Origin of the sequence: Pseudanabaena sp. FACHB-2040, from assembly GCF_014696715.1 — a bacterium.
Taxonomy (GTDB): Bacteria; Cyanobacteriota; Cyanobacteriia; order Phormidesmidales; family Phormidesmidaceae; genus JACVSF01.
Map to the genome: position 1 here is coordinate 532,341 of NZ_JACJQO010000005.1, position 14,222 is coordinate 546,562.

17 protein-coding genes are annotated in these 14,222 nt (G+C 53.2%); 10 read left to right on the forward strand and 7 right to left on the reverse strand.

The genetic code is table 11. The features are described 5' to 3' along the window. Positions 1-21 precede the first annotated feature (21 nt). Positions 22-834: a basic amino acid ABC transporter substrate-binding protein gene (locus H6G13_RS06150; RefSeq protein WP_190482274.1), complete on the reverse strand. Its 813-nt coding sequence runs from the start codon at positions 832-834 to the stop codon at positions 22-24. A gap of 153 nt (positions 835-987) precedes the next feature. Here H6G13_RS06150 and H6G13_RS06155 point away from each other — a divergent pair, with 153 nt between their 5' ends. After that, the gene (locus H6G13_RS06155) at positions 988-1,614 is read left to right on the forward strand and encodes a TenA family transcriptional regulator (RefSeq protein WP_190482275.1); all 627 of its coding nucleotides are present in this window, start codon (positions 988-990) and stop codon (positions 1,612-1,614) included. Positions 1,615-1,624: 10 nt separating this feature from the next. Further along, positions 1,625-2,044, forward strand: a complete 420-nt coding sequence (locus H6G13_RS06160) for a GNAT family N-acetyltransferase (RefSeq protein ID WP_190482276.1) — start codon at positions 1,625-1,627, stop codon at positions 2,042-2,044. Between the two features lie 6 nt (positions 2,045-2,050). Here the strand turns inward: H6G13_RS06160 and H6G13_RS06165 are convergent, their stop codons facing one another. The 5 genes from H6G13_RS06165 to H6G13_RS06185 all read right to left on the reverse strand — a co-directional run bounded on the left by H6G13_RS06165 (position 2,051) and on the right by H6G13_RS06185 (position 5,706). Then, entirely contained in the window at positions 2,051-2,797 is a 747-nt protein-coding gene (locus tag H6G13_RS06165; protein WP_347277451.1) for an ABC transporter ATP-binding protein, read from the reverse strand. 68 nt (positions 2,798-2,865) lie between these two features. After that, the gene (gene cbiQ / locus H6G13_RS06170) at positions 2,866-3,675 is read right to left on the reverse strand and encodes a cobalt ECF transporter T component CbiQ (protein WP_190482904.1); all 810 of its coding nucleotides are present in this window, start codon (positions 3,673-3,675) and stop codon (positions 2,866-2,868) included. Then, positions 3,669-4,325: a cobalt transporter CbiM gene (cbiM, locus tag H6G13_RS06175; RefSeq protein ID WP_190482278.1), complete on the reverse strand. Its 657-nt coding sequence runs from the start codon at positions 4,323-4,325 to the stop codon at positions 3,669-3,671. The genes cbiQ and cbiM overlap by 7 nt, the downstream gene beginning before the upstream one ends. Continuing rightward, positions 4,325-4,837 (reverse strand): carboxypeptidase regulatory-like domain-containing protein, encoded by a 513-nt coding sequence (locus H6G13_RS06180; protein ID WP_190482279.1) that lies wholly within the window; start codon positions 4,835-4,837, stop codon positions 4,325-4,327. Before H6G13_RS06180 ends, cbiM begins: the two co-directional genes overlap by 1 nt. Next, positions 4,834-5,706 (reverse strand): DUF4382 domain-containing protein, encoded by an 873-nt coding sequence (locus H6G13_RS06185; RefSeq protein WP_190482280.1) that lies wholly within the window; start codon positions 5,704-5,706, stop codon positions 4,834-4,836. The genes H6G13_RS06180 and H6G13_RS06185 overlap by 4 nt, the downstream gene beginning before the upstream one ends. 302 nt (positions 5,707-6,008) lie before the next feature. Here H6G13_RS06185 and H6G13_RS06190 point away from each other — a divergent pair, with 302 nt between their 5' ends. The 8 genes from H6G13_RS06190 (at position 6,009) to H6G13_RS06225 (ending at position 13,955) form a co-directional block, all read left to right on the forward strand. Further along, a complete protein-coding gene (locus tag H6G13_RS06190) occupies positions 6,009-6,680 on the forward strand; it encodes an esterase (protein WP_190482281.1) in 672 nt (223 codons plus the stop codon). Positions 6,681-6,755: 75 nt separating this feature from the next. After that, entirely contained in the window at positions 6,756-6,968 is a 213-nt protein-coding gene (locus H6G13_RS06195) for a DUF2555 domain-containing protein (RefSeq protein WP_190482282.1), read from the forward strand. A gap of 12 nt (positions 6,969-6,980) precedes the next feature. Further along, positions 6,981-8,210, forward strand: coding sequence for a bifunctional phosphopantothenoylcysteine decarboxylase/phosphopantothenate--cysteine ligase CoaBC (gene coaBC / locus H6G13_RS06200; RefSeq protein ID WP_190482283.1), 1,230 nt, complete (start codon positions 6,981-6,983; stop codon positions 8,208-8,210). Between the two features lie 104 nt (positions 8,211-8,314). Then, positions 8,315-9,853, forward strand: a complete 1,539-nt coding sequence (locus H6G13_RS06205) for an AAA family ATPase (RefSeq protein WP_190482284.1) — start codon at positions 8,315-8,317, stop codon at positions 9,851-9,853. A gap of 451 nt (positions 9,854-10,304) precedes the next feature. Beyond that, entirely contained in the window at positions 10,305-10,994 is a 690-nt protein-coding gene (locus H6G13_RS06210) for a carbonic anhydrase (protein ID WP_242028164.1), read from the forward strand. Positions 10,995-11,272: 278 nt separating this feature from the next. Then, on the forward strand, positions 11,273-11,605 hold the full coding sequence (locus H6G13_RS06215) for a type II toxin-antitoxin system PemK/MazF family toxin (RefSeq protein WP_190482286.1): 333 nt from the start codon (positions 11,273-11,275) through the stop codon (positions 11,603-11,605). A gap of 450 nt (positions 11,606-12,055) precedes the next feature. Beyond that, on the forward strand, positions 12,056-13,114 hold the full coding sequence (locus H6G13_RS06220) for an NAD(P)-dependent alcohol dehydrogenase (RefSeq protein WP_190482287.1): 1,059 nt from the start codon (positions 12,056-12,058) through the stop codon (positions 13,112-13,114). A gap of 451 nt (positions 13,115-13,565) precedes the next feature. After that, positions 13,566-13,955: a VOC family protein gene (locus H6G13_RS06225; RefSeq protein ID WP_199305746.1), complete on the forward strand. Its 390-nt coding sequence runs from the start codon at positions 13,566-13,568 to the stop codon at positions 13,953-13,955. Between the two features lie 26 nt (positions 13,956-13,981). Here the strand turns inward: H6G13_RS06225 and H6G13_RS06230 are convergent, their stop codons facing one another. Further along, positions 13,982-14,215, reverse strand: a complete 234-nt coding sequence (locus tag H6G13_RS06230; protein ID WP_190482288.1) for a hypothetical protein — start codon at positions 14,213-14,215, stop codon at positions 13,982-13,984. Between the last annotated feature and the right edge of the window lie 7 nt (positions 14,216-14,222).

Sequence of the window (14,222 nt, forward strand, 5' to 3'; positions counted from 1 at the left end):
TCTAACGGGTTGCCTTTGGCCTTAGGGAACCTTAGCGGCGGCTGTGCCGAACCATTTTTCATAGATCTGAGTGTAGGTGCCGTTTTCTACCAAGGTTTCTATGGCTTCGTTGAGGGTGGCGGTGTGGGGCGATTCTGGGGGCAGTGCGATGCCGTAGACCTGATAGGTCAAAGGTCGCTTCAGCAGGCGAACGGTGTCTAGATTTTGGGTTGCGATCGCATGTAAAACCGCAGGCTTATCGTGAATCACGGCATCAGCCCTGCCCTCAACCAAAGCTGCAATAGCTTCATCTGCCGTGCTGAAGGGGATAATTTTAGAGCCCATAATCTCAATAGCCTGACTGGCCCCTGCCGTATTGAGCTGCACCGCTAGGGTTTTGCCCTCAAGGTCAGCTTCAGAGGAGATAGCTTGCTCGTTCTGGCGCACCGCAATCACCAGCCCTGCGTCCAGGTAAGGATGGGAAAAATCGACGGCTTGCGATCGCTCTGGGGTAACAGAAATAGCGCTAATTGCGGCATCTAGCCTACCGTCTTGAAGTGCTGGGATAATTTCCTCAAAGGCCAGCGTTTCGATCTCAAACGTTTGCCCTGTCTGTTCACTAATAGCGGTCAACAGATCAATATCAAACCCCACTAGTTCACCCTGGGCATCCTTCATTTCAAAAGGCGGAAAAGGGGGGGCCGTGCCTACTTTCAAAGGCTTGTCCAAGTCAACTGGAGCGCTGTCTGCTGGTGGCGTCGTTGTGTTGCGGTTCACGCTACAGGCCACCGCTAGAAATCCAACTCCTAAGCTCAAAGCAAATCGGCGCAACAGCTTTGAGCGAGTCACCTGCATGTGTACTGGCCTTTCTACTAATGGTCATGCCCTGAGGGGCATCCAAAATTCTGACACGAATAGGCAGCAATTGCTTCTGATAGGCTGCTCTTGAGGCTCGTCTGTAGCTGCGCTCAGCTAAAATCAACCTGATCTAAGCAATTCTGTAGGGACATGGCGATTACCTGCGAGCATTTGATTGACGCCCATCCAACCGCCTGGCAGCAGGCCACTGTTCATCCTTTTTTGAGCGGCTGTCAGACCGGCACGATTCGCCCGGAGCAGTTTAATACCTGGTTGGTGCAGGACTATCTCTTTGTCAAGGAGTTTACCCGGATGCTGGCTCGGGTACTGGCAGCTGCCCCAGACACCAATCTCGACAGCCTGCTAAGCGGCCTTGGAGCCCTAAAGGATGAACTGCTCTGGTTTCAGGCCAAAGCCGCCGAGCGGCAGCTAGAGCTAAACACACCCCGTCAGGCCACCTGCCAGCAGTACTGCGAGTTTATGGCCAGCCTAGTAACAGTGCCCTATGCCGTTCAGGCAACGGCTCTTTGGGCCATTGAGTATGCTTACAATCAGGGCTGGCAACTGCCGGGGCCTATGCCCCAGCCCTACAGTGAATTTGCCGACCGCTGGGGCAATCTGGGCTTTACTGAATATGTCAAAATCTTGGCTCAGCAGGCTGATGTCGCGCTGGCAACAGCAACCCCAGAGGCGCAGCAGCAGGCCCAGGCAGCTTTTCTGCGGGTAGCCGCACTAGAGGCAGACTTTTGGCAAATGGCTTTCAACGCAGTTGTGTGAGGGAAACAGGATGGATATCCGCTATGCCCGATCTGAAACCGAGTTGAGCCGCTGCTTTCCGGTGATGGTGCAACTTAGACCGCACCTGAGCCAGGCAGAATTTATCAACCGGGTTCTGCAGCAGCGACAGGAGGGCTATCAGCTGGTCTACGTTCAGGCGGAAGATGGGGTAAAAGCCGTAGCAGGCTTCCGGATTCAGAATCTGTTGGCCCACGGCCGCATTTTATATGTCGATGATTTGGTGACCGATGCGAGCAGCCGCTCCCAAAGCTACGGCAAGCAGCTCATCACCTGGCTCCATGAGCAGGCCCAAGCCCAAGGCTGCAGCTCTTTGCAGCTAGACAGTGGCGTGCAGCGAGCCGATGCTCACCGCTTTTACTTCCGAGAAGGGCTGGTGATCACGTCGTTTCGCTTCGTTAAGCCCCTCTAGATCTGGTTAGAGGTTAGGAGGATTACCGCTGCGGTGGTGAGGCTCACTGTGGAGCACAAGAGAGTGCGGCTTTTCCAGCCCGTGGGCTTCCATGAGGGCCTGGTTGCCCATAACTTCTCTAGCGTTGCCATCGGCAATTACCCGGCCATCGTCGATGAGTAAAACGCGATCGCACACCTCCAGCACAAACTCTAAGTCGTGGGAGGAAATCAGCAGGGTTTCAGGAGCCTGCTGCAAAAAGTGGATCAGCCGTCGCCGAGTGCGCAGGTCGAGGCTAGCGGTGGGTTCGTCGTAGAGCAAAATGCGGGGCTTCATAGCGAGCAGACCTGCGATCGCAACCATCTGCTTCTCCCCCCCAGACAGATGGTGGGGAGGCCGGTTTGCCAACCGCTCTAGCCCTGTCAGCGCCAGCGCCTCCTGCACCCTCACTGCCACCTCCGCATCCTCTAAGCCCATGTTCTGCGGCCCAAAGGCAATATCATCGGCCACGGAGGCCGAAAAAAGCTGATCATCTGGGTCTTGAAACAGCAGGCCCACCTCAGGCCGAAACTGCCCTGGCTGCACCGGCTCGTCAAAGAGCCAAACGTTTCCCTCAGAAGGCGTCAAAACCCCGCACAGCAGCATAAACAGCGTCGTTTTGCCACAGCCGTTATGGCCAATGATGCCTACCCGTTCCCCAGCGGCAATGTGCAGCGAGACGTTGTCTACCACCCTAGAACTGTCAGGGTAGGAAAAGCTAAGCGCCTCAGTCATAACGGCAAGCGGTTGCCCAGTCGTCGCTGCCGCCTCAGCAGCAGCCGTGGATGGCACAAAAGTTGAACTCATAACCTCGACAGCGCCACCTCAGCAACCACAAAACCAACCGCTAGCGACAGGGTTGCCCCCGTCAAGGCCCAACCTACTTTATCAGGCAGCCGCTTTTGCCCTGCCCTGACTGTTTTGACTGGCTCCTGCGGCCTGCCATACCCACGTAGCCGCATAGCCTTATACACCCGCTCTGAGCGCTCGTAGCTCCGAATCAGCAGGGTACCGATCAGCGAGGCAAGCTGTTGCAGCACGCGCCGATCTAGCCGCAGCCGCCGCTGACGGGTCTGACCAAAGCCTCGCAGCTGCATCGCCTGCTGCATGATTGCCAAGGTATCGGCAATTTCGTAGAGATAGCGGTAAGACAGTAAGGTCATGTCAGTCAAAATCGCAGGCAACCCCAAGGAACGCATGGCCTTAATCAGGGATAAAAACGGGGTAGTCCCTAACAAAATAAAGCCTAATGTCAAAATTGACAAAAATCGGCCCAGCACTAACCCCATAGTCTGCAGTCCTTCCTGCCGCACTGCTAGCCAGCCCCACTGCCACAAGACAGTCTCTCCCGACGCCAGTGGCAGCACTAGCACGACCGCCAGAATAAACATGCCTGGATAGCGCAGCCGCTGACCTAGAAAGGAAATGGGCAGCTGCGATAGGCCATACAAAACTGCCGTGACCGCCAGCATAGGCACCAGCAGCGCCAGTTGCCGCACCGCAGCAAAGGCAAACATGAGGGCAAAAAGGCCAATCAGCTTTTGCTGGGGCAGCCAACGGTGAATCGGCGATGCCAGCTGAATATAAGCCTCTTGATGCGTCAGGATCACGATTTACCCACACCTTCTAGTAGCTCTGGCTTGACCCGCTGCAAAAACAGAACCAGCGTTGCCGTAAAGGCTCCTTCGATCACCATTAATGGAATATGAGCAATCGAGAGGCCCACAATTGCTGTTTGCTCAGTCGTCGCATCAAACCCAGAGGGAATGGTTGTAATCACTAGAACAAAGAAGACCAAGGCTGCTAGCCCCAGACCCAATGCCCCGCCCAAAAAGGCAAACAGCCCCGTACCCCAGGTGCCTGGCAGGGAGCGGCCTAGAGAGTGGCGCAGCTGAAAGATGTGGTAAGCCAGCAGCGCCGGAACCCCCATCATGGTCGCATTTACCCCCAGGGTTGTCAGTCCGCCGTGGCCGATAATCAAGGCCTGAAAAAACAGCCCGATCAAAATCGCTGGAAAGGCAAAGTAGCCCAGAACAACCCCCATCAACCCATTCAAGATCAGGTGAATGCTGGTAGGCGGAATGGGAATGTAGATGGAAGATCCGACGAAAAACGCCGCTGTTAGCAGCGACGCCTTGGGAATCTCTGCCGTTGGGTCGGATTTGCGGTTGATTTGGCGCAGGGAATACCAGGTGACTAGACTTGCGATCGCATAGCCCCCCGCACTAACTTGAACCGGCAAAATACCGTCGGGAATATGCACTAACGCTTACCCCGCGAAAAGAACAGCGCCGTGCCAATAAAGCCCCAAATCACCGATCCCACCATGATCCCCTGCTGCACCGGCGAAGGCCCAGCGGTGGCGGCCTGAGGGCGAGCAGACATTGTCTCTGAGTTGGAGGTGGCCTCGCCGCCACCAGACCCAGACCCCTCAGCAGTGGTCGCTACGGAAGTGCCTTCAACCGGGATCGCGACGATGCCGCCGTGACCGGCTTGGCGCACAGACACTTCCCAAGTGCCGGGCAGCGACGCATCAGGCGAAAACAAAAACCTCCCCTGCGCGTCGGTTGTGCCCTCAGCCCAAGGTTCCGACGGGCTCTCGGGAGAATACACCAAAACCTGAGCATCGGCCATCGGCTCCCCATTGTCGAAGGTAGCCTCCACCGCAATGCTGTTGGCGGGCTGGTAGTTAAGCACGACTCCGTGCGCCAGGGCAGGGGCAGCCCCCGCTGCTGCCCCAATACATCCCAAAATGATTGGTATTACACGTCTCATGCAGTCAAATTCGTCTCTTCGCAGTGGCCCTCGCCGACATGGCCGAGGCTGGGCAGGATTTCTAGAAGCTTCTGGTAATCAGCAGGGGCAAGACGTTCGCTAAGCTGCTGACTATTTGCCTCAACCCGACCCCCTTCAGCCAGCGCCGCAAGGGGATCAAAGCCCAAAGCGCCTGTATTAATTTCGTCGTCAGCAGGGGCTTCGCCATCGCCAAAGAGGTGGTCGAAATGGAAGGTTGCCTCCAAGTCAGCCTCATCATCGCCGCTTAGAATGCCTTTGCGCTGATCCCCAACGAAGTCGCCGCAGGTAAACGCTAGCTCCTCAGACAGTCTCAAGACAAAGGGCAGGGTTTGCCCATCGCGAGTTGCCGTACCCTGCAGCACTATGGAATAGCCCTCGGCTGGACCTTCAGGGGCCGCGACCATCTCCCACGATAGGGCATTGTAGCGACCCTCGGGCGCTTTGACCTCGGCAACCATGACCGGATCTGCAGCCTCATCCCCCTCAGCCAAATCCACCGTAATTGGCTCCGACACCGAAACGGTCTCCTGAGCATTGATTTCTTGGGTAGCTTGCGGATCAAACGGCGGATCGGTTTGGTAGGCAGTAACGTTGGCCAGCGTCACATAGACGTTGTCAAATTCCATTTCCCACCCATCACTGGTGGTGAACCCTTGGCGCACAAAGTCCTCACCATTGGCTCGAACGACTAGAGTTCCTTCCCCTGCAGTTCCAGATGCCGCTATCTGAGGATCTGGGCTAGCAGTATCGGTAGCCGTGGGCGAATCACCGCCACAGGCCTGTAGCGTCAGGGGCAGCAGGACTGCCAACAGTCCTGCCCTAGCCAGTCTGATCACCGTTTCTTGCATCGTGTCCTCTAAAGAAACTATGGGGGCTTGCCTAACTTACTGGCTCGCTTGGATTGAAGCTACTTAGCTTAAATCAGTTAACCGCTACGGCTTTAGCTGTTCAATGCCCTAGGGGGGGACGGTTAGGCAAATTTCGTCATTTTTCAAGATTTACGAATAAGCTTAGAAGCCTTGGAATTTCAGCGATAGGGTGTCTCACAAGGGGCAATACCCTGCCTTCGGATAGATTTTTAGGTTAACGCAGCTAGAAGGGCTAGTTTTCATAAAATAGAAAGGCTACAAGCCCCTTTGGAGGTGTTGACTTGACGCTTAAGGTACTGTCTTTGGGGGCTGAGGTAGGGGAGGCAGATTGGCTGCTAGTGGCACTGCATGGTTGGGGAGCCAATGCTGAAGACTTAGCCAGTCTAGCCCCGTACCTGCAGCTCTCAGGGTTTCAAATGCTGTTTCCCAATGCCCCCTTTCCCCATCCTCAAGTGCCGTTGGGCCGTATGTGGTATGGGTTTCCCTACAGCTATGACTTTCGCCGCCCCTACGATTTTGCAGAGCAGGCAGATTTTCAGGAAAGTCGTCGGCTGCTGCAGGACTGGCTGAACTCATTGGCAGATAGCACTGGAATTCCGCTTAGCCGCACGATCTTAGCCGGGTTTTCCCAAGGTGGGGCAATGGCGCTAGATGTGGGCAGTGCGCTACCGCTGGCAGGACAGATGATCTTAAGCGGCTATCTTCATGCTCCCTTAGAAGCCTCAGTTAGCAACCGCCCTGTGCTGCTGGTGCATGGTCGGGTTGACCCGATTGTGCCGCTACCCAAAGCTCATCAAGCTAAGGCTGCATTAGAAGCGCAGGGAATCACTGTGCAATATCACGAGATGGCTATGGGGCATGAAATCTTACCCGACGTTATCCGGCTTATGACTGTCTTTTGCGAAGATTTGCGGCAAGGGCAGAGTGGAGTGACTGCTAAATTATTAGGATAAAGGGGTTGATCCGTCTTTGAGCAGCCAAAAGCTGGCGTCTCTAGATGGACGGAGTCCACAACGGGGGGAAAGACTATGGCGACTATTCATGTGTCTCAGCAGGAAGTTTCTGCGATGACGCCCGAAACGGTGGCTGAACTGGCTAGCCGGTTGGAGCAAGATGCCTATGACAATGCCTTTGAAGGGCTCAATGATTGGCATTTGCTGCGCGCGATCGCATTTCAGCGACCCGAACTGGTTAAGTCTTACGTGTATCTGCTCGACATTGAACCCTTTGATGAAGAGTAAGCAACCGTAGGCTTGAGCCAGAAACAGCGGGTTCTGATTGGCATGGGTGGGGGCATCGCAGCCTACAAGGTCTGTGATGCCATTTCTGCGTTGGCAAAATCGGGAACTGAGGTGCGCGTTTTGCTGACTGAGCGGGCGCAGCAGTTTGTTACGCCTTTAACCGTGGCAACGCTAGCCCGCCACCCTGCCTATACTGACGCGGATTTTTGGAATGCAAGTCAAGGTCGCCCGCTGCACATTGAGCTGGGCGAGTGGGCTGACGTGTTTTTAATCGCCCCGCTCACGGCGAATACTCTGGCGAAACTGACCCACGGCTTTGCTGACAACCTGCTGACCAATACCGTACTGGCCTCGACCTGCCCTATCCTGCTGGCCCCAGCCATGAATACTGACATGTGGCAACAGCAGGCAGTGCAGGAGAACTGGCAGAGAATTTTGACCTTTTCCCGCTATCACAGCGTGGGGCCGGGGGAGGGAGTGCTGGCTTGCGATCGCATCGGCACCGGACGCATGGCCGAACCTGCAGACATTCTGGCTCACCTCAAATCGCTGCTGCACACGGGCGGCAACCGGGATCTGGCTGGGCAAACCGTTCTGATCAGCTCAGGCAGCACCCGCGAACACCTCGACCCAGTCCGCTTTATCGGTAACCCCTCGACCGGCAAGATGGGCCTGGCTCTAGCCCAGGCGGCGCTGCATCGAGGCGCACAGGTAACCCTGGTGCATGGACCGATGGAGGAGAGTTTGCGATCGCGGCTGCTGGGAATTCAAGCTATTCCCGTCACCACTGCTGCCCAGATGCAGCAGGCAATGCTCTCGGCCCTACCCCAGGCCGACTGGATCTTTATGGCAGCGGCAGTGGCCGACGTTAAACCTGCGGTGCAGGCAGAAACTAAGCTAGCAAAGCAAGACTTGCCAGAGTCCCTACCTTTAGAGCAAGTGCCGGATATCGTGGCGACCCTAGCCCAAAGACGAACACCTCAGCAGCACCTAATTGGCTTTGCCGCGCAAACTGGAGACATCATTCCCCCTGCTCTAGATAAGCTCAAGCGTAAGGGGCTAGATGCGATTGTGGCGAACCCGGTAGACCAGCCCGGCAGTGGCTTTGGGACGGATACTAATCAGGCGGTGGTGCTGCAAAAAGGGGGGAGGGAAGATGCGATTGCTCCCTGCTCTAAGCTGGAAATGGCTCACCGCATTTTGGATATCCTCTTGAGCAAGCCTTGTAGGCTGCTGCAATAAGTGGGTTGTCCCACTCTTCGTCCAGGCTGTAACTGTATTCATCTGGAATGGCTAGACGTAGAGTTGAAGCTTGTCTATAAGCTCTAGGAACAACTGCAAATCTTATGCTTGATGTGATTCAAACCAATCGTCGGTGCGCGTTTTGTGAAAAGGGCGAGCTCGGCGTCGATTATTTGATTGCAGGACCATCGAGCTTTATTTGTAACGAATGTGTAACCAATGCAGCCGATTTATTAGCTGCGCGAAACGGATATACAGATGTTGATCCAACACAGCCTTTACGAGTTGGGTTAGAGCCGAGCAAATTTGTTCATACGGTGCTCAAGAAACATTTCTACCCAACCTATGTTACTGACGTTGTTACCTCCAGTCGGGTTTTTCCTGCCAGAATGCGGGCTGACTTGCAAAAAGCGTTAAATCACCTGTTCAACCAGCGTGAAGGCGTCACTTTTTTGGGAGTCCATGTTAGCTATTCCTACGAAACCTGCACCTTCTCATTGCTGTTAGATGACATTCGAGAGACAGCTGTAATCGCTCCTGCCCGCTATGAAGAAGTTGACATCGGAGAAGACGAACCTGTCCGATGTTTAGAGAATGGGTTATGGCTCGTCAGCGAACACAACGTCCGCTATGCTGTCTTGTTATCACCCCAGAAGGAACACAGTAGATGCGTCGGTTCTCACTTGGAAGTTGCTGTGCTGGCAGGAACAGAGGGGCAAACTATTGTCTCCGAAATTTTTAAACAGGCTGAAAACGCGATCGCTCAAGCAAAATCCTACCGGGGCAAAGTGCTTTCCCTCGAAACAGGTGATAACTACTCGGGGCATAGTGTGGGGGTCACCGTTCATCGACTTGATCCGATCGATCAAGACGATCTGGTGTTGCCTGCTGCCACCATTGAGCTGCTGAGGCGCAATGTCATTGAGTTTGCCCAGCGGCGCAAGGAACTGGCAGCCTTTAACATGCCTCTCAAAAAAGGCTTGTTGTTCTACGGTCCACCGGGGACAGGCAAAAGTTTTACCATCCGCTATCTGGCAACGCTCTTACCCGGACACACCACCCTATTAGTCACTGCCGAACAAATTGGGTTAATTCGTGAATACATTGCACTGGCACGATTGTTACAACCGTCGATGGTGGTAATTGAAGATGCCGACCTGATTGCACGCGATCGCGACACTATGTCAGGCTCTTGCGAAGAAGCGATGCTCAATCGACTGCTGAATGAAATGGATGGGTTAGCAGAAGATGCTGAACTCATTTTCATTCTCTCCACCAACCGCCCAGAGACGATTGAAGCCGCTGTCGCAGGTCGTCCGGGGCGCATTGACCAGGCGATCGAATTTCCGTTACCTGATGAAGCTGGGCGTAAAAAGCTGGCAACGGTCTACGCCAGAAATGTGCCGGTTGCCGACGACGTTCTCAACGGGATTGTTGCTAAGACAAAGAATGTCAGTGCCGCATTCATCAAAGAATTAATGCGACGAGCAACTCAGTTTTACCTCGAAAACAACCGCTCAGGGTCGCTCTCCATACAAGACATTGACGAAGCACTCACCGAAATGTTGTTTACCGGAGGGCAACTGAACGTAAAACTTCTTGGTGGTGACATCGGTTCCTTAGCTGAGAAAGACATCTCCTGAGCAAATGGAGTGCGAGGATGGGCAATGCTCGTCTCCTTGCTGTTGTTAGGCTGAATACGCTTGTTGTTGCGATCGCAAAACGCTTTATGGTGTCGAGTGTGATCGTTTTGAAAGGTACGTCGTCTAGACATGTGCACCAAATTTGAACGCACTAAATAACATCGGACTTAAGGGCACTATTCACCAAAAGTGCTAGACAACACCCTCAATCTCCACAGCTGATATAAGGCCTTGAGTGCTTGAGTTTTAAGATTTACTTCAATACCAGTTTTTTTGTTGCCTGTACATTAAAAAGCCTTTTTAAGAATTAAGTTGTAAATTACTCACGCTTGTTCTAAAGAGTGCTTTCATTATTTGAGGCAAAACAACCATGAAACATTCCTCGAATCAGCAAAATTTTTCAAGAAGGAATCTCCTTCAATTTGGTGCAGGGTTGATTGGCACAAGTTCATTGACAGCTTGGTTAGGAACGGGTGCATTAGCCCAAGCCGTCGAACGCGGGGGATCTCGTACTAAGCAAGATCAACTTGTTGCGGCCACTCCCGGCGGGGCTCATCCCCAGAGCACTTTGACTCCCGATCAGGCGCTGGCGCAACTCATGGAAGGAAATCAGCGATTCGTTGCAAGAAGACAGAGCAATCCTCATCAAGATTTTGCCCGCCTTACTGAAGTTGCAACAGGGCAAGCTCCCTTTGCCGCCATTCTCGGTTGTGCAGACTCACGAGTGGTGCCAGAGATCGCGTTTGACCAGGGAATTGGCGATCTCTTTGTCGTCCGTGTGGCTGGCAATATTGCCATCACTGAAGACATTGCTAGTGAAGAGTATGCCGTGGGTGTATTGGGAGCCCCCCTGCTCATGGTTTTGGGACATGAGCGATGTGGTGCAGTGGCGGCAGCTCTAGAGGGGGGTGAATTGCCAGGTGTTATTGAATCACTCGCAATAGCAATTCGGCCGGCAGTTCAATCCTCGGAGGGAGAAGCAGGCGATCGCCTCACAAACGCAGTCAAAGCAAATGTGCGCTTACAGGTAGAACGATTACAAACCTCTTCTGTAATTGCTGCAGCTGTGCAAGAAGGCACACTCAAAGTCGTTGGTGCCTACTATGACTTGGATACAGGCGAGATTAGTTTAGTCAGCTAGGATGACGTGAGAAGGCTTGAGCTAGAGTTTGATGTTGTGGCTGCACTTAGAGAATGCAGCCACAACACTTTAGTGAGATCGCAAAATACTTTGTGGTGTCGGGTGAGATGGTTGATGCGATCGCAAAATACTTTATTGCATCTATGCAATACGTCATTGTCATAGATTAATACCTCAGTTGCAGCACTTGCGACGTTGATGCGATCGCAAAATACTTTCTTGCATCCGTGCAATACGTCGTTGCCGTAGACTAATATCCACTCGATGGCGGAACAGCTATGTTGATCGACCGGGGCAACATCTACTGGGTCACGCTCGATTCCGACATTCCCCACCCCTACGTCATCCTTCAGGACAACCTGTTTAACCACAGCCGCCTCCCCACCGTGGTCGCCTGCGCCCTCACGACCAACCCCAAGCGTGTTGGCCTCCCCGGCAACGTGGCCCTTGAAGCTGGCGAGGCCGGACTCCCGAAGCGAAGCGTTGTCGAGGCGGGCAAACTCACGTCTCTGCAAAAAACTCAGCTTGGCCCCTATATCGGCACCCTCACCGAGGCGCGGGTGACCGAGATTCTCGACGGCATCCGGTTCCTTCAACGGATTACCCGATGAGGGTCGACCGACCTGTCCCAATGCGTTACGGCTACGCCTAACACATCCTACTTTCACTGGGGAACTTGAAGTCTTTGGGGCCGATTTTGCGATTGTGGCAGCAGGTCAATACCCTGATCTAGGCTGAAATCGCTGAGTGACGCTGTCACCGACACTAGCCGCACTGACATTTTGGCCTGGGTTGCCTAAAGACGTTATTTCACTTCTAAATTGCAGCGGAGCATCGGTTTCGGCAGCAATTGAAGCAATCAAGCCAGAAGATCGGCTAGAACAAGTTTATAGATCAGACATCCTCAACAATCGGAAAACCTATACAAGAAGCCAGAATATAACCCATTTGAGTAGCGGCAGGCCCTTGCTGATAATGAGTCTCTGGTTGCATGCTCTAGAAGCCGCTAATGCCTTATTAACAACAAAGACGACCCACTAACAATCGAGGGAGAAAAAACGATGACGATGGATGTACTGGGATACGCCGCAAAATCTGCTGCAGATGCTCTGGTTCCCCATAGCTTTGTGCGCCGCGATCCGCGTGCTGACGATGTGGTGATCGAAATTCTTTACTGTGGCGTTTGTCACTCTGATTTGCATACTGCTCGAAATGACTGGGGGGGAACTGAATACCCGGTTGTGCCTGGCCATGAAATTATTGGTCGTGTTGTCAGTGTCGGGCCAGAGGTGACGCGCTTCAAACCCGGTGATCAGGTCGGTGTTGGGTGCATGGTCGATTCCTGCCAGCAGTGCGCCCCCTGTAATCAAGGCTTGGAGCAGTATTGCGAGGAGACTGCAACCTTTACCTATAACAGTCATGACCGCTATGATCAAATGCCCACCTTCGGCGGCTATTCCGAGAGAATCGTCGCGTCGGAGAAATTCGTTCTGAAGGTTCCCGATGGGCTAGATCTCAAGGGGGTTGCGCCCTTACTCTGCGCCGGAATTACCAGTTGGTCACCCCTGCGTCACTGGAACGTGGGTCAAGATAGCCATGTAGCGGTTATCGGTTTGGGAGGGCTGGGACACATGGCCCTGAAACTGGCAAAAGCACTTGGCGCGAATGTCACCCTGTTTACCCGTTCCCCCAGCAAGGAAGAGGATGCACGTCGCCTTGGGGCAGATAGCATCGTGATCTCTACCGACGAAGCGCAAATGGCAGCCGTGAAAGGACGCTTCGATCTGATTATCGATACCGTCCCGACAGAGCACGATCTCAACCCCTACCTGCCAACGCTGTCGCTCAGCGGCACTCTGGTGCTAGTCGGATTTTTGGGCGGTCTGGTGCCAACCTTAAATACGGTTCCCTTGATCATGGGGCGTAAATCGATTGCGGGTTCCCTCATCGGTGGCATCGCTGAAACTCAGGAAATGCTCGATTTCTGCGGTGAGCATGGCATCACTTCCGATATTGAAGTGATCGAGATTCAAGATATCAACGAGGCGTATGAACGCATGCTGAAAAGCGATGTGAAATATCGCTTTGTCATTGATATGGCTTCGCTAACGAAGAACTAATCCCTAGCGTGGGCAAGTTCGTCGGGAGAAGCGGGATAGAGCCTCAGTAGCCCACCAACCCAGGGGGATTGATCGGCTGCTAGCAGAAGGGTCTATTAGCTTGCGGGCTTTCTCCGTTTTCCTCAACTCGAAAACGGAGAACTTTCTAGCGGTCTCAAGTGGAGGTAATCGAAGATGCTAGCGCATAGAATGCACTTAGGGCATCTCACTTACCCGGTTTAAGTCGGGATGTCACAGGGGGGTTGGGAAGTTGCACCTTTCCAAATTCCTGCCTAGATACATTCTCCGCAACGTTGAGAGTACAAGAACTGCCCCGAGAGTTCAACCGTGTAGAGCTAACCTAATCTAAAGGTGGAAGGTGGTTTGAGACAAATTTATTGGTACTTAAAGCTTCAATTGGTTGAAGTGGTCAATAAAGCAGTGATTGAAAGATTCTTTGTGAGTAATCAATATGTTTAAGCATGTTTCTGAAGTCATGTATTTCGTCTCCAATCGTCATGCTGCCGCTGCGTGGTATTCAAATTTGTTTGGCATCGAGATTACATGGTTGGAAGATCCAGAACACTTCTTTATTCGGGTAGGTAATCAAGAGGTGTGGTTTCATCAATCAGATAGCAAAGTACCATCAGGAGCGGCAGGACATGTAGCCTATTGGCAAGTTGCAGATTTTGATGCCGTGCTTGAGCGGGCTACACAACTGGGTGCGAAGCTCTATCGAGGTCCATTGGATCGGCAGGATGGAACCTACATGTGTCAAGTAAAAGATCCTGATGGAAATCTGATTGGTTTAATTGGTCCAAGGTATAGCTTGCAGAGTCCTCCCAGAAACCCGGTTTCTTGAAGAAACCGGGTTTCTGGCCCCCGTGATTAACCTACATTGGGTTTAGGTGCGCTCTTTCTAATGAGTACGCTGATGTATTCGCTGCTCATGCCTATCGGTTGCGGGTCGCTCCAAAACTTCTTCTCTGCGAACTTAACCACAGCTAAAAAGTCCTGCGTTCTGAGCACTGCATCGAGGTCGCCCATCAAAACGACCTTCAGCTTCTCCTGATTGCCAGACGGAATTGCCCGGAGAATGTCCAGGTTTAGAGATGTTGTCATTGTTGCC